At 59.6% G+C, this 13,824-nt stretch carries 14 protein-coding genes; 2 read left to right on the forward strand and 12 right to left on the reverse strand.

Features of this window, described 5'->3' with window-relative positions:
• Window positions 1–16: 16 nt before the first annotated feature.
• The 12 genes from BMX68_RS06045 to BMX68_RS06095 all read right to left on the reverse strand — a co-directional run bounded on the left by BMX68_RS06045 (window position 17) and on the right by BMX68_RS06095 (window position 10,819).
• Entirely contained in the window at window positions 17–787 is a 771-nt protein-coding gene (locus BMX68_RS06045; protein WP_017132112.1) for a TerC family protein, read from the reverse strand.
• Window positions 788–876: 89 nt separating this feature from the next.
• Complete coding sequence (locus BMX68_RS06050; RefSeq protein WP_017132111.1) at window positions 877–2,184, reverse strand: CitMHS family transporter; 1,308 nt, start codon at window positions 2,182–2,184, stop codon at window positions 877–879.
• A gap of 268 nt (window positions 2,185–2,452) precedes the next feature.
• Window positions 2,453–4,414, reverse strand: coding sequence for a DUF7844 domain-containing protein (locus tag BMX68_RS06055; protein WP_017132110.1), 1,962 nt, complete (start codon window positions 4,412–4,414; stop codon window positions 2,453–2,455).
• The gene (locus BMX68_RS06060; protein WP_017132109.1) at window positions 4,411–4,731 is read right to left on the reverse strand and encodes a DUF2388 domain-containing protein; all 321 of its coding nucleotides are present in this window, start codon (window positions 4,729–4,731) and stop codon (window positions 4,411–4,413) included. The genes BMX68_RS06055 and BMX68_RS06060 overlap by 4 nt, the downstream gene beginning before the upstream one ends.
• A gap of 26 nt (window positions 4,732–4,757) precedes the next feature.
• Window positions 4,758–5,048, reverse strand: coding sequence for a DUF2388 domain-containing protein (locus tag BMX68_RS06065; protein ID WP_017132108.1), 291 nt, complete (start codon window positions 5,046–5,048; stop codon window positions 4,758–4,760).
• Between the two features lie 133 nt (window positions 5,049–5,181).
• Window positions 5,182–5,499: a DUF2388 domain-containing protein gene (locus tag BMX68_RS06070; protein WP_017132107.1), complete on the reverse strand. Its 318-nt coding sequence runs from the start codon at window positions 5,497–5,499 to the stop codon at window positions 5,182–5,184.
• Between the two features lie 380 nt (window positions 5,500–5,879).
• On the reverse strand, window positions 5,880–6,095 hold the full coding sequence (locus tag BMX68_RS06075; protein WP_017132106.1) for a DUF1127 domain-containing protein: 216 nt from the start codon (window positions 6,093–6,095) through the stop codon (window positions 5,880–5,882).
• Between the two features lie 319 nt (window positions 6,096–6,414).
• Entirely contained in the window at window positions 6,415–6,558 is a 144-nt protein-coding gene (locus BMX68_RS25830) for a hypothetical protein (RefSeq protein ID WP_156430109.1), read from the reverse strand.
• A 34-nt stretch (window positions 6,559–6,592) separates the two neighbouring features.
• Window positions 6,593–8,026 carry an NAD(P)(+) transhydrogenase (Re/Si-specific) subunit beta gene (locus BMX68_RS06080; protein ID WP_017132104.1) on the reverse strand — a complete coding sequence of 478 codons (1,434 nt, stop codon included), beginning with the start codon at window positions 8,024–8,026 and terminating at the stop codon, window positions 6,593–6,595.
• Complete coding sequence (locus tag BMX68_RS06085; protein WP_017132103.1) at window positions 8,023–8,349, reverse strand: NAD(P) transhydrogenase subunit alpha part 2; 327 nt, start codon at window positions 8,347–8,349, stop codon at window positions 8,023–8,025. The genes BMX68_RS06080 and BMX68_RS06085 overlap by 4 nt, the downstream gene beginning before the upstream one ends.
• Before the next feature lie 15 nt (window positions 8,350–8,364).
• Window positions 8,365–9,486: a Re/Si-specific NAD(P)(+) transhydrogenase subunit alpha gene (locus BMX68_RS06090; protein ID WP_017132102.1), complete on the reverse strand. Its 1,122-nt coding sequence runs from the start codon at window positions 9,484–9,486 to the stop codon at window positions 8,365–8,367.
• Window positions 9,487–9,919: 433 nt separating this feature from the next.
• Window positions 9,920–10,819 carry a LysR family transcriptional regulator gene (locus tag BMX68_RS06095; protein ID WP_017132101.1) on the reverse strand — a complete coding sequence of 300 codons (900 nt, stop codon included), beginning with the start codon at window positions 10,817–10,819 and terminating at the stop codon, window positions 9,920–9,922.
• 156 nt (window positions 10,820–10,975) lie between these two features.
• On the opposite strand from BMX68_RS06095, the gene BMX68_RS06100 reads away from it, so the two are divergent.
• Entirely contained in the window at window positions 10,976–12,157 is a 1,182-nt protein-coding gene (locus tag BMX68_RS06100) for an acyl-CoA dehydrogenase (protein ID WP_017132100.1), read from the forward strand.
• A gap of 14 nt (window positions 12,158–12,171) precedes the next feature.
• Complete coding sequence (locus tag BMX68_RS06105; protein WP_017132099.1) at window positions 12,172–13,392, forward strand: CaiB/BaiF CoA transferase family protein; 1,221 nt, start codon at window positions 12,172–12,174, stop codon at window positions 13,390–13,392.
• The last annotated feature ends 432 nt before the right edge of the window (window positions 13,393–13,824 follow it).

Below are 13,824 nucleotides of genomic sequence, written 5' to 3' on the forward strand. Positions count from 1 at the left end.
TGCCAACGTTTCGAGTTTATTGACCCGGAACATCCTTGCGCAGTTTCACCGGATCCTGTTGTTGTTTCTTTTTCTGCATGGCGGTGCGCATCTTGATATTGATTGCTTCCACGGCCAGGGAGAATGCCATGGCGAAGTAGACGTAGCCTTTTGGCACATGCACTTCGAAGGCTTCGGCGATGAGCACGGTGCCGACCACGATCAGGAACGACAGGGCAAGCATCTTCAACGACGGGTGCTTGTCGATGAAGTCGCCGATGGACTTGGACGCCAACATCATCACCAGTACTGCCACCACGATGGCCGCGACCATCACCGGCACATGGGAGACCATGCCGACTGCGGTAATCACCGAATCCAGCGAGAACACGATGTCGATGATCGCGATCTGGATGATGGTGTAGAGGAAGTTGCCGCCTTTGCCTTTCGGGCCGTCACTGACGTTCTCCTCCTCACCTTCCAAGCCGTGGTAGATTTCCTGGGAGCTTTTCCATAGCAGGAACAGGCCACCGAAGAACAGGATCAGGTCACGACCGGAAATGCCCTGGCCGAAGACCACGAACAGGTCGGCGGTCAGGCGCATGACCCAGGTGATCGACAGCAACAGGAGGATCCTTGTGATCATCGCCAGGGCGAGGCCGAAGATCCGGGTGCGCTGTTGCATGTGTTTGGGCATGCGACCGACCAGGATCGAGATCATGATGATGTTGTCGATGCCCAGGACAATCTCCAGGGCGGTCAAGGTGAAGAAGGCAACCCAGATTTCCGGGTTGGTCAGCCATTCCATGTGTATTCCTTTGCGCGAGTGTGGGCTACCCCGGCAGCCGCCTTCGTGCTGCTAAGTCCGATTGCCGGGGTGGCGGTGAAGCGTTGTCTTTATAGGCTACCGAAAAACGGGAACGTCCCCATCAGCAGTGCTCCGGCTAGTATGCACAAACACACCAGTACTGCCCATTTGAGGGTAAACCGTTGGTGGTCGCCAAACTCGATACCGGCCAGGGCGACCAGCAGGTAGGTCGATGGTACCAGCGGGCTCAACAAGTGGACGGGTTGGCCGACGATCGAGGCACGTGCTATTTCCACAGCGGTGACGCCGTAGTGGCTGGCGGCTTCGGCCAGCACCGGCAGCACGCCGTAGTAGAACGCATCGTTGGACATGAAGAAGGTGAATGGCATGCTGACCAGGGCCGTGATTACCGCCAGGTAAGGCCCCAGCCCCGGCGGGATCACCGCTAACAAACTCTTGGACATGGCCTCGACCATGCCGGTGCCGGACAGGATACCGGTGAAGATGCCGGCGGCAAAGATCAACCCGACGACCGCCAACACGCTGCCGGCGTGGGCCGCAATACGGTCCTTCTGCTGTTGCAGGCATGGGTAATTGACGATCATGGCGATACTGAACGCAACCATGAACAGTACCGGCAGGGGCAACAATCCGGCGATCAGCGCGCACATCAGGCCCAGGGTCAGGGCACCGTTGAACCAGATCAGCTTCGGTCGACGGGCATCGGGGAATTGCGAGACGCTGATTTCACTATGGTCGATATCATCGCCGAGCACAGACAGTTCACCGAGGCGGGTGCGCTCACGCTTGCCGTAGAAGTAGGCGATCAGCAGGATCGCCGCGACCCCGGCACACATGGCTGGGATCATCGGCACGAAGATATCCGACGGGTCGACATGCAGCGCACTGGCGGCACGGGCGGTCGGGCCACCCCAGGGTGTCATGTTCATCACCCCGCCGGCGAGAATGATCAGCCCGGCCATGATTCGTGGGCTCATGCCGATGCGACTGTACAGCGGCAGCATGGCGGCGACGCAGATCATGTAGGTGGTGGCGCCGTCACCGTCCAGGGACACCACCAGGGCCAGTACGGCGGTGCCGACCGAGACTTTCAGCGGATCACCCTTGACCAGCCTGAGGATCTTGCGCACGGCCGGGTCGAACAGGCCGGAGTCGATCATCAGGGCGAAATAGAGAATGGCGAACATCAGCATCACGCCGGTCGGCGCGAGCTTGGTGATGCCTTCGATCATCATCTTGCCGATACCCACGGCGAAGCCGCCGAACAGGGCGAAGATGATCGGCACGATGATCAGGGCGATCAGCGCGGACAAGCGCTTGGTCATAATCAGGTACATGAACGTAATGACCATGGCGAAGCCAAGGAAAGTCAGCATAGGGATACTCCGGGCGTAACGCGGCTAGGGAAGGCGAAGCGACTAGTGACGCTCAGTCAGCGCGGGAAGCACGGAAGCAGTTGCAGCGAACAGGCAGGTCGTAGCGGACATCGGCATCACCAATTGTTGTTGTTAATGGGCCGTCGAGCGCCTATGAGGCGCGCCACGACCGACCGGTCTGGTGCCGGCGGTGAGGCGATGCTAATGGGGCAAGCTTTCAGCCAGCTTTCGTTGCGCAAAGTCGGACGCAAGGTCGTGTGGCGGCGAATCAAGGCAGCTCCAGCCCGCCTGCCGCTTTATGCAGGCTGCGCAAATGCTCGCCGAGCCGCTTCAGGTTGGCTTCGCTGGCTTCGATCTCGGCTTCGCGAGCCGGGTCGAGGAGTTTGCGCCCTTCCTTGTCCAGGTCGCCGGTGAGTCGTTGTAGCTGTTGCTGACGCTGGCTGCTCTCGGCTTCCAGGCGCTGCCATTCGCCCGGTTGCGGCAAGCCATAGCCGCCACTGCCGAGCAGTTCCGCCGGGCGGCTGAGGAAGCCGCTGTTGGCGAGGATAGCCTGCAAGGTACGGTTGGCCTGGTCCATGCCGCTGTCCTTGATATCGCGTCCGCTCAGGTACTTCTGCTTGACCTCGTCCTGGGCCAACAGCAGTTGCCGGCGATACCCCGCCTGTTCCAGCAGCAGCAAGGCGGCGCTGGTGCGCAGGTCGGCCTGGGCGAACCACGGGCGGCGGTCTTCGGGGGACAGTGACAGCCAGTCCTCGACGGTTTGCTGTCGGATCGGCAAATGCTTCTTCAACACCTCGAACATCGCCTGGTAACGGTCCCGGTAAGAGTCGAAGCGATAGCCCAGGCGCAAGGCTTCGCGCGGGTCGTCGAGCACGCTGGTGTCGGCCAGGCCACGACCCTTGAGGACTTCCAGCAGGCCGTTGGGCATGATGCTGTCCAGGCCCTTGAGTTGAGTATTATCAGTGCCGCTGCGCAACAGCTTGAGTGTCTCCACCGCACAGTTGTTGGTCACGAAGTAGTAATTGCCGTCGTAGCTCCAGTGCATTTCGGCGGCGTGCTCGACCACTTCCTCGATCTCCCGGCGCGACAGTGTCAGCGGCACTGAGGCCAGACTGCGCAGTTCGGTCTTGGTGTATTCATCGATGACCTGGGCCAACGGCAGGACGAACAGTCGCGATGGATAGGCACCGGTCAGGCCGCCCCAGGTCGAGAGCTGCACATCGTTGACGAAGGCGCGGTACGACAATACCAGGTGCTGGTCCAGGTCCAGCCGGCAATCCGGTCCGCGTGGGCGGCCTGGCGCGCAGATTACCAGGCGTAACATGCTATGGCCCCAGCGGCTGACCCAGTTCTGGTTGGCTTCGGCTAGCAGGTAGTCGACTTCATAGACTCGCTCGGGATCGATCCGGCCCAGTGGGGTCTTGCCGAAGTCGTTGCCGGCATTCAGGAAGGGGAAGGTCTTGTCGCAGCGGTCCTTCTCCCGTGGCGCCCAGCCGAAGCGTTCCTGGTAATAGCGATACAGCGCTGGACGGCGGCAGGCATAGGCTGGGTCGAGGAGAAAGTACTCCATGTTGACCGCGACGAACTCCTTGGGATTGGTGATCTCATAGCTATCCGGGCTGCGGGCGACTTGCTTGTTGTGCTGTTCGCGTTGGCCGCGAGTGCCTACCGACTGCTGCCAGCCGGCCAGGTCCAGCAGGCGCGGGTCATCACTGAGGGTAAAGCGCCGGCTGGTCTGGCCCCGACACTGATCGGGCAGGCCGACCAGGCCGGTATTCCCGCTTTGTCGGCGGCAGCGCTGGATCAGCGTGCGTTCGGCGTCGGGCCATAAGCGGGCGCGGTCATAGATATGGGTGAGTTCATGCAACACGGTGGCGAGCATTTCCTCGCGTACCGTGCCGTGGGGGCGCAAGGTTTTTTTGCTGGCTGCCGAACCATCCACCAGACCGGGCAGTAGGTTGCGGTTGAGATCCAACTCCGCGACCAGCGTCGCCTGTCCGTAGGCATTGGCGGGCATATCGGTCGACCAGCCGACATCGATGCGTCGGTCCAATTGCTCGATAAAACGTGGCGGTAGGTGCGCCATGGCTTCATCGAGCAGGATTTGGCTAGCCTGCTGCTCGGCCTTGCTCAGGCCGTCAGTCTTGAGCCGTAGTTGCAGGCCGGCCTGGGCCGCGTTACTACCTAGCAACAGCGCGCAGGCCAGCAGCCAGCCGGCAAATGGCTTCACAGGGCGAGAATGGCTTCGGCGAGGGCCTGGTCGCTGGCGTCGCGGGCTTGCGGCACTTGGCTGCGCAAGGCATTGAAGGCGGCTTCCAGTTGCGCTCCGCGGATCTCGCCATGACTGGCGACAAAGCTGGCGGCATCGTCGTGAGCTTCGCGAACCACTTTCGAGTCGCGGATCGAGGTGGTGGTGTCCGAAGTGAAGTCGATGGTGCGCCCGGAGGCCCGCACGATGATGTTACTGGTGGCCACCAGGGTATGCGCCGAAGCCACGTCAGCCAGCAACAGCAGGCCGAGGGTAGCGACGATCAGGGGGGTACGCATGAAGTGTCTCCGCAATACAAAAGTGACTATTGGACGAGAATTGCTTCGGCCAGTTCAAGGTCGCTGGCATGAAGTTTTGGTCGGGTCTGGCGCAGGTAGGCCAGGGCTGACTCCAGTTGCGCGCCGCGCCACTGGCCTGCGCTGGCGACGAAGGCGGCGGCGTCATCCTGGGCCGCTATCAGTTTATGGTCGAAGGGCGCGGTAGTCACCTGGCTGGTGGCATAACCGCTGATAACAACGCCTTGTGTGGTCAGGTCGAATGCGTGGGCCTGCGTGATCCAGCAAAGTGCTATGAACAATAAGGAGAGTGAACGCATGGGTCTCGATGGCTGAGTGAAGGAGCGTCAAGGCTAGCGGAATGCATGGATCGGAACCAGCGCGCCCATTGTCGTTGACATATCGTGCAATCTTGCAGGAGCGGTCGAGCCACGTTCCTGCAAGTTCGCTGGTTCAGATCGCCAGGATTGCCTGGGCCAGTTGCGCATCGCTGGCTTGCAGTTGGGGCGCCTGGCGTCGAATGGTGTCGAACGCGCTTTCCAGCTTCACGCTGCGGATCTGGCCATCGCTGGCGACGAAACTCGCGGCATCGTCCTGGGCGGCGCGCACGATCTTGTTGTCACGCAACGATGAAGTGGCGTCGGACGTCGCGTCGGAGGTGGCCTTGAGGGCATCGACCAGGGAGTCGGTGGTGACGATGAAGCTGCTGGCATTGGCCGCGGCGGCAATGCAAAACAGGGCGGCCGCGCTGAGCAGGCGAGAACGGAACATGGTGAATCTCCTGAACGTGAAATAGGAACGGTGACACAAGGCGACAACGGCCACTCCAACGCGATGAGCGATGAACCTCAGACGCACATTCCGCGCCGTAGGCTACCTATGACCGTGATAGTAGGCGCAGTTCCCTGCGACGCAAAGCCGGTTCTTTGGTCCTGATAGTCGGCTCAGGGCCTTTTTATCGAGCTTTATAAACTGTACTGGTTGTTTTTCAAATAATTTAAAACTGTACGTGCCGACACGTTCTTCCATTCCCGCCTGAAAATCCTGGGACCAGGAACGACAAAGCCCGCCGCGATTGCTCGCGACGGGCTCGGTTTTTTCAATTCGGGTGCTGGCGGTGGACCCGATGGGTCAGGGCCAGCGAGCGCTATTTAGCGCCAGAACGGCTTGCTCAACTCTTCGTAGCGCTGTGCTTCGCTGATACCGGCATCGGCCAGCAGACGAGCATCCAGGCGAGCCAGTTGATGGCGGCTAGCGATGCGGCGCTGCCACAGCATCAGGTTGGCGAGAACGCGCAGAGGCAGGGTAGCTTGAGCGTTGGTAGCAGTGTTTTCGTAGAACAGCTCGGAACTGAGTGTACGTTCCATGATTGACATCCTTCCGCTTATGGCGGGATTAGGTAGTGGTTTAACTGATGCCAATGATCCTCTTCTTTGCCTAGTCTCTCTAGATACAGTTCATCTGTATTGTGAGGGACCAGTTAACTGTTTATAGGCGCTGTACTGCTCATAATTTAGACAACTGTACCTATGCGCCCGATATTGGTGCGTTTGTGTGTGATGTTGAGGGGTTGAAGGCGTTCTGAGCTGAAAAATGACCAGTACAGCAGTACAGTTTTTGTCTGTTATCTGCAAAAGGCTCGCCCGCTGAAGAAACTGTGTTTGCACCAGCAGAGAACTGTGTCAATCAATCCGCCAGCATTTTCCCGGTTTTTTCCAGATTGATGTGCCAGCTCAGTGCATCGCGCAGGTCGCCAAGGCCGGTCCCAACCCTCGATTCAGAGCCTTTGGTGGGTTTTGCGCTGACAAAGAAAAATCCCATCTTGCTCAAGGATGGGATTTTCGATCGGGCACTACAGCCAGTGTTATTCGACAGCCTTGACCATGTCCTCGATGACTTTCTTCGCATCGCCGAAGACCATCATCGTCTTGTCGAGGTAGAACAGCTCGTTATCCAGGCCGGCGTAGCCGCTGGCCATGGAGCGTTTGTTGACGATGATGGTCTTGGCCTTGAAGGCTTCGAGAATCGGCATGCCGGCAATCGGCGACTTCGGATCGTTCTTCGCCGCTGGGTTGACCACGTCGTTGGCGCCGAGCACTAGCACGACATCGGCCTGGCCAAACTCGGAGTTGATATCCTCCATCTCGAACACCTGGTCGTAAGGTACTTCGGCCTCGGCCAGCAATACGTTCATATGGCCGGGCATGCGCCCGGCCACCGGGTGAATCGCGTACTTCACGGTGACGCCACGGTGGGTCAGCTTCTCGGTCAGTTCCTTCAGCGCGTGCTGGGCACGGGCCACCGCCAGACCGTAGCCGGGTACGATGATCACGGTATCGGCGTTGGCCAACAGGAAGGTGGCGTCGTCGGCTGAGCCGGATTTCACCGGGCGAGCTTCCTTGGCGCCGGCAGGACCGACATCGGCCTTGTTGCCGAAACCGCCAAGCAGCACGTTGAAGAACGAACGGTTCATCGCCTTGCACATGATGTATGAAAGGATTGCACCCGACGACCCCACCAGCGAACCGGCAATAATCAGCATCGAGTTGTTCAGCGAAAAGCCGATGCCCGCTGCCGCCCAGCCGGAGTAGCTGTTGAGCATCGACACCACCACCGGCATATCCGCGCCGCCGATAGGAATGATGATCAGTACCCCTAACACGAAGGCCAGGGCCAACATCAGCGCGAAGGCGCCGAGGTTGCCGGTCAGCATGAAGGCCACGCCGAGGGCCAGTGTCGCCAAACCCAGCAGCAGGTTCAGTGGGTGCTGGCCGCCAAACTGCACGGGTGCGCCTTGGAACAGGCGAAATTGATATTTGCCCGACAGCTTGCCGAAAGCGATGACCGAACCTGAGAAGGTAATTGCACCAATCGCCGCGCCGAGGAACAGTTCCAGGCGGTTACCGGCGGGAATCGAATCGCCCAGTTGCTTGACGATACCTAGCGATTGCGGCTCGACCACCGCCGCAATGGCAATGAATACTGCGGCCAGGCCGATCATGCTGTGCATGAAGGCCACCAGCTCCGGCATCTTGGTCATCTCGACGCGCTTGGCCATGATCGAGCCGGCGGTGCCGCCGATCAGCAGGCCGACCAGCACGTAGCCGATACCGGCCGTTGCCAGCTCGGCTCCGAGCTTGAACACCAGGCCGACGGTGGTGATGATTGCCAGGGCCATGCCGAGCATGCCGAACAGGTTGCCGCGTCGCGAAGTGGTCGGATGCGACAAGCCCTTGAGAGCCTGGATAAAGCAGATCGAGGCGATCAGGTAGAGCGTCGTTACGAGGTTCATGCTCATGACTTCGGCGCCTGTTCTTTTACCGCTTTCGGGGCTTTTTTCTTGAACATCTCAAGCATTCGGCGCGTTACCAGGAAGCCGCCGAACACATTCACCGCCGCCAGGGCCACGGCCAGTGTGCCCATGGTCTTGCCCAGTGGGGTCACGGTCAGCGCCGCCGCGAGCATGGCGCCGACAATCACGATTGCCGAGATGGCGTTGGTCACGGCCATCAACGGTGTATGCAGCGCGGGTGTGACGTTCCAGACCACGTGGTAACCGACATAGATCGCCAGCACGAAGATGATCAGGTTGTAGATACCGGGGGAGATAAGCTCTTGCATCGTCTGAATCCCTGCTTAGGCGTTCTTGCGGATGACCTGGCCGTCGCGGCACATCAGGCACGCGGCGACGATGTCGTCTTCGAGGTTCACTTCGAATTGGCCTTCCTTGTTGAAGACCAGCTTCAGGAAGTCCAGCAGGTTGCGGGCATACAGCGCCGAGGCGTCCGCCGCGACTTCACTGGCCAGGTTGGTTGGGCCACAAATGGTCACGCCATGTTCGACCACCACCTGGTCGGCCACGGTCAGCGGGCAGTTGCCGCCCTGGGACGCAGCCAGGTCGATGACCACCGAGCCGGGTTTCATCTGCTCCACGGTCTCGGCGCTCAACAGTACCGGGGCCTTGCGCCCGGGAATCAGCGCGGTGGTAATGACGATATCGGCTTGTTTGGCGCGCTCGTGCACGGCCTGGGCCTGGCGCTGCATCCAGCTGGCTGGCATCGGTCGCGCATAACCGCCGACGCCGACCGCGCATTCGCGTTCTTCGTCGGTCTCGTAGGGGACGTCGACGAACTTCGCCCCTAGGGACTCGATTTGCTCTTTCACCGCCGGACGCACGTCCGAGGCTTCGATCACGGCGCCCAGGCGCTTGGCGGTGGCGATGGCCTGCAACCCGGCCACGCCGGCACCGAGGATCAGCACGCGAGCAGCTTTCACCGTGCCCGCTGCGGTCATCAGCATCGGCATGAAGCGCGGGTAGTGATGGGCAGCCAGCAGTACGGCCTTGTAACCGGCAATGTTGGCTTGGGACGAGAGTACATCGAGGCTTTGTGCGCGGGAGGTGCGTGGCGCGGCCTCCAGGGCGAAAGCGGTAATGCCTTTAGCCGCCAGTTTGGCGATAGTTTCGTTGTCGAACGGGTTGAGCATGCCCACCAGCACGGTGCCGTGGCGGATCAGCGTCAACTCACTGTCGCTGGGGGCGACCACTTTGAGGATCAGCTCGGCGGCAAAGGTCTCGGTGGCGCTGCCAATGGTGGCGCCAGCTGCCTCATACGCCGTGTCGACAACGCTGGCCCTGAGACCGGCACCGCTTTGCACCGTGACCTTATGGCCCAGGCCGACCAGCTTCTTGATGGTTTCCGGGGTAGCGGCAACCCGCATTTCACCCGACTGGGTTTCGAGAGGAACACCGATGTGCACATCAAATCTCCTGCATGATCTTTTTTATAAGAAGGCCAGCGCACTACGGGGGTGCGATTGGAGCGGCCGATCAGCACGATCCCGCCGATTGGCGACGGGGCGCGGCATTTTTCGGGCGAAAACTGCACCCTTCAAGATATTCTGAAAGTTAACTTCATATTAACTACAAGTCACCCTGTGACTTAGTGCCCCATGAGATGATCTTGAGCCAGTAAAATACCGGCTTCGCAAGAATTCTGGCCGAAAATGGAGAAATTTCGAGTCGATAATATGCACAATGAATCTGCCGGGGAAAAATAGGCTAAAACCCTTGTTATCAGGGACTTTCGTACAAGATTTCAGTTGCGCAAGCGGCTATCTTAAAAGCGATATTTTGTTATATCTGTAGTGCGTTATGGTTATAGCCACTAAATTGGCTTGTCGTTGAAGGCCATCAAGTCAGCAGGTTGTAGCCCCGAGCTTGACTAACCAGCCAGTCACGAAATGCCCTTAGGGATGCCGATTCGACTTTGCGATCGGGAATCATCAGGTAATAGGCCTTGATGCTGGAAAGCGCATTGGGGTTAGCGATCACCAGGCGCTTCTCGGCCAATTCGCGCCGAATCAGGAACGGCGGAATCAGTGCAATCCCCATCTCGTGCATGGCGGCCTGGGCCAACATGGAGAATAGCTCGTAGCGCGGACCTGTCATGTCGCGAGGGATATTCAGTGCCTGGGCATTGAACCATTGGCGCCAGGCATAGGGCCGTGTGGTCTGTTGCAGCAGTGGCAAGTCGGCGATCTGCGGCGCGCTCAGACTCTGGCGGGCGCCGAGCATGGTCGGGCTGCACACCGGCATCGGGTTCTCGCCCATCAAGTGGTGGGATTCGGTACCCGACCAGTCGGCATCGCCGAAGTAAATGGCGGCGTCGAAGTCGGTATCGGCAAACAGGAACGGTCGGGTACGGTTGGTCAGGTTGACCGTGACTTGCGGGTGTTGTTGCTGGAAGTCCTTGAGTCGCGGCAGCAGCCACTGAGTGCCGAATGTCGGTACCACTGCCAGTTCGATCACGTTGGCGCCCTGCTGGCCCATGACTGACAGCGTGTCGCGTTCGACCGCATCCAGTTGCGTGGCGACCCGGCGGCTATAGGACAGTCCTGCCTCAGTGAGCTTCACACCCCGTCTTGAACGCCGGAAGAGCTCGATGCCGAGGAACTCCTCCAAGCTGGCAATCTGTCGGCAAATCGCGCCCTGGGTGAGGGAAAGCTCTCCAGCCGCTTTGGTAAAGCTCTCGTGGCGGGCGGCGGCTTCGAAGCTGATCAGCGCGGCGGTGCTGGGGATCTTCCGGCGCATGTACGGCAACCTCACTAAATGTAGCGCGAGAACGCGTTCAACAGAGTGTCGGAGTGAGAAATTAGCACAACAGCATGCAAAATCCTCGTTTGCCGGATCCTCGGGTGGCGCCTAGGATCAACCCACAATATTTGATCTATTCGCGAGGGCTCTCTCATGGGCGGTAAGGCTAGCTTCAACTGGATCGATCCCCTGCTTCTGGATCAACAGCTCACCGAAGAGGAGCGGATGATTCGCGACGCCGCCCAGCAGTTCGCCCAGGACAAGTTGGCGCCACGGGTTCTCGAAGCTTTCCGCCATGAAAAAACCGACCCGGCGATCTTTCGCGAAATGGGTGAGGTCGGCCTGCTGGGCGCGACCATCGCGACCGAGTATGGCGGCAGTGGCCTGAACTATGTCAGCTATGGCCTGATCGCCCGTGAGGTGGAGCGGGTCGATTCGGGTTACCGCTCGATGATGAGCGTACAGTCTTCCCTGGTGATGGTGCCGATCAACGAGTTCGGCACCGAAGCGCAGAAGCAGAAATACCTGCCGAAGCTGGCCCGCGGCGAATGGATCGGCTGCTTCGGTTTGACCGAGCCTAACCACGGTTCCGATCCGGGAGCGATGATCACCCGGGCGCGCAAGGTCGAAGGCGGTTACAGCCTGACCGGCAGCAAGATGTGGATCACCAACAGCCCGATCGCCGATGTGTTTGTGGTCTGGGGCAAGGACGATGCGGGTGATATCCGTGGCTTTGTGTTGGAGAAGGGCTGGAAAGGCCTGAGCGCTCCGGCGATTCACGGCAAGGTCGGCTTGCGCGCCTCGATCACCGGCGAGATCGTCATGGACAACGTCTTTGTGCCGCAAGAGAACATCTTCCCGGATGTCCGCGGCCTGAAAGGTCCCTTCACCTGCCTTAACTCTGCCCGTTACGGTATCTCCTGGGGAGCGCTGGGGGCCGCCGAATTCTGCTGGCACACGGCTCGCCAGTACACCCTGGATCGCCAACAGTTTGGTCGTCCATTGGCAGCCACCCAACTGATCCAGAAAAAACTGGCTGACATGCAGACTGAAATCACCCTTGCCCTCCAGGGTTGCCTGCGCCTGGGGCGGATGAAGGATGAAGGCACGGCGGCGGTGGAAATCACTTCGATCATGAAGCGCAACTCCTGCGGCAAGTCCCTGGACATCGCCCGCATGGCGCGAGATATGCTCGGTGGCAACGGTATCAGCGACGAATTCGGGGTTGCGCGTCACTTGGTGAACCTGGAAGTGGTGAATACCTATGAAGGTACCCACGACGTGCACGCGCTGATTCTCGGGCGCGCACAAACCGGCCTTCAGGCGTTTTACTGATAGGAGCTTGGTTTATGGGCGCGCTTTCGCATCTGCGGGTATTGGATTTGTCGCGGGTACTGGCCGGGCCTTGGTCCGGTCAGATCCTCGCGGACCTGGGGGCCGAGGTGATCAAGGTCGAGCGCCCAGGTCACGGTGATGACACTCGTGCCTGGGGGCCGCCCTTCCTGAAGGACGCCCATGGCAAAAACACTTGCGAAGCGGCCTATTACCTATCAGCCAACCGCAACAAGCAATCGATCACCATCGACTTCACGCAACCCGAGGGGCAGCGGCTGGTGCGCGAGCTGGCGATGAAGTCCGATATCTTGATCGAGAATTTCAAGGTCGGCGGGCTGACTGCCTATGGCCTGGACTACCCGTCGCTCAAGGTGCTCAACCCGAACCTGATTTATTGCTCGATCACCGGCTTTGGTCAGACCGGGCCGTATGCCAAGCGTGCCGGTTATGACTTCATGATTCAGGGCCTGGGCGGGCTGATGAGTCTGACGGGCAGGCCCGAAGGCGATGCAGATGCCGGTCCGCTGAAAGTGGGCGTGGCCCTGACCGATATCCTCACCGGCTTGTACTCCACCGTAGCGATTCTGGCGGCTGTGGCTCACCGGGATCGCGACGGCGGTGGGCAACATATCGACATGGCCCTGCTGGATGTACAGGTGGCGTGCCTGGCCAACCAGGCAATGAACTACCTGACCACCGGGGTGGCTCCCAAGCGCCTGGGCAATGCCCATCCGAATATCGTCCCGTATCAGGACTTCCCTACCGCCGATGGCGACTTCATTCTGACGGTGGGCAATGACGGGCAGTTTCGCAAGTTTGCCGAGGTGGCTGGTCAGCCGCAGTGGGCCGACGATCCGCGATTTGCCAGCAATGCGGCGCGAGTGGCGAATCGGGCGGTTTTGATTCCGCTGATTCGCCAGGTCACCGTCTTCAAAACGACGGCTGAGTGGGTGACGCAGTTGGAGTTGGCTGGTGTATCGTGCGGTCCGATCAATGACTTGTCGCAGGTGTTTGCCGATCCCCAGGTGCTGGCGCGGGGGCTGGCTATTGAGCTGCCTCATGTACTGGCCGGGCGAGTGCCGCAGGTGGCGAGTCCTATTCGGCTTTCAGAGACGCCGGTGGAATATCGCAATGCCCCTCCTCTATTGGGCGAGCACACGCTGGAGGTCTTGCGGCGGGTATTGAACCTGACACCGGAAACGGTGGCCGGGTTGCGCGAGGCGGGGGTGCTCTAGGCGCCCCGCTCTATCCATTCTATATAGAAGCGCCCTTCTGATCCTCTCGGCAGAAAATGAAAATAAGGGTTGACGGCGAATTCCATGGGCCTATAATTCGCCCCACTTCCGACGCGGTCGAAACGAAAAACTCCTTTTCATTCAGTGAGTTAAGTAGATTTAGAACGATGTGGTCTTCAGTTCATCGAAGCCCGGAAGCGCTGTAAAAGAGGTGTTGACAGCAGCGTGTAACGCTGTAGAATTCGCCTCCCGCTGTCGATAGGTCGACAGCGCAAGTGGTTGAAGTTGAAGCGTTTTTTGAACGAAAAGCCTTGAAAACTTCTCAAATAATCACTTGACAGCAACTGGCGCTGCTGTAGAATGCGCGCCTCGGTTCAGCGAACAGCTCAACCCACCGCTCTTTAACAACTGAATCAAGCAATTCGTGTGGGT

This window comes from Pseudomonas agarici, from assembly GCF_900109755.1.
Lineage (GTDB): Bacteria > Pseudomonadota > Gammaproteobacteria > Pseudomonadales > Pseudomonadaceae > Aquipseudomonas > Aquipseudomonas agarici.

What these genes read in the sequence shown, in the direction of transcription:
- BMX68_RS06095 (WP_017132101.1), bottom strand. Translation starts at nt 10,819, where the DNA reads ATGCGCCGGAAGATCCCCAGCACCGCCGCGCTGATCAGCTTCGAAGCC.
- BMX68_RS06105 (WP_017132099.1), top strand. Translation starts at nt 12,172, where the DNA reads ATGGGCGCGCTTTCGCATCTGCGGGTATTGGATTTGTCGCGGGTACTG.
- BMX68_RS06085 (WP_017132103.1), bottom strand. Translation starts at nt 8,349, where the DNA reads ATGCAAGAGCTTATCTCCCCCGGTATCTACAACCTGATCATCTTCGTG.
- BMX68_RS06070 (WP_017132107.1), bottom strand. Translation starts at nt 5,499, where the DNA reads ATGTTCCGTTCTCGCCTGCTCAGCGCGGCCGCCCTGTTTTGCATTGCC.
- BMX68_RS06075 (WP_017132106.1), bottom strand. Translation starts at nt 6,095, where the DNA reads ATGGAACGTACACTCAGTTCCGAGCTGTTCTACGAAAACACTGCTACC.
- BMX68_RS06045 (WP_017132112.1), bottom strand. Translation starts at nt 787, where the DNA reads ATGGAATGGCTGACCAACCCGGAAATCTGGGTTGCCTTCTTCACCTTG.
- BMX68_RS06100 (WP_017132100.1), top strand. Translation starts at nt 10,976, where the DNA reads ATGGGCGGTAAGGCTAGCTTCAACTGGATCGATCCCCTGCTTCTGGAT.
- BMX68_RS06065 (WP_017132108.1), bottom strand. Translation starts at nt 5,048, where the DNA reads ATGCGTTCACTCTCCTTATTGTTCATAGCACTTTGCTGGATCACGCAG.
- BMX68_RS06050 (WP_017132111.1), bottom strand. Translation starts at nt 2,184, where the DNA reads ATGCTGACTTTCCTTGGCTTCGCCATGGTCATTACGTTCATGTACCTG.
- BMX68_RS06080 (WP_017132104.1), bottom strand. Translation starts at nt 8,026, where the DNA reads ATGAGCATGAACCTCGTAACGACGCTCTACCTGATCGCCTCGATCTGC.
- BMX68_RS06060 (WP_017132109.1), bottom strand. Translation starts at nt 4,731, where the DNA reads ATGCGTACCCCCCTGATCGTCGCTACCCTCGGCCTGCTGTTGCTGGCT.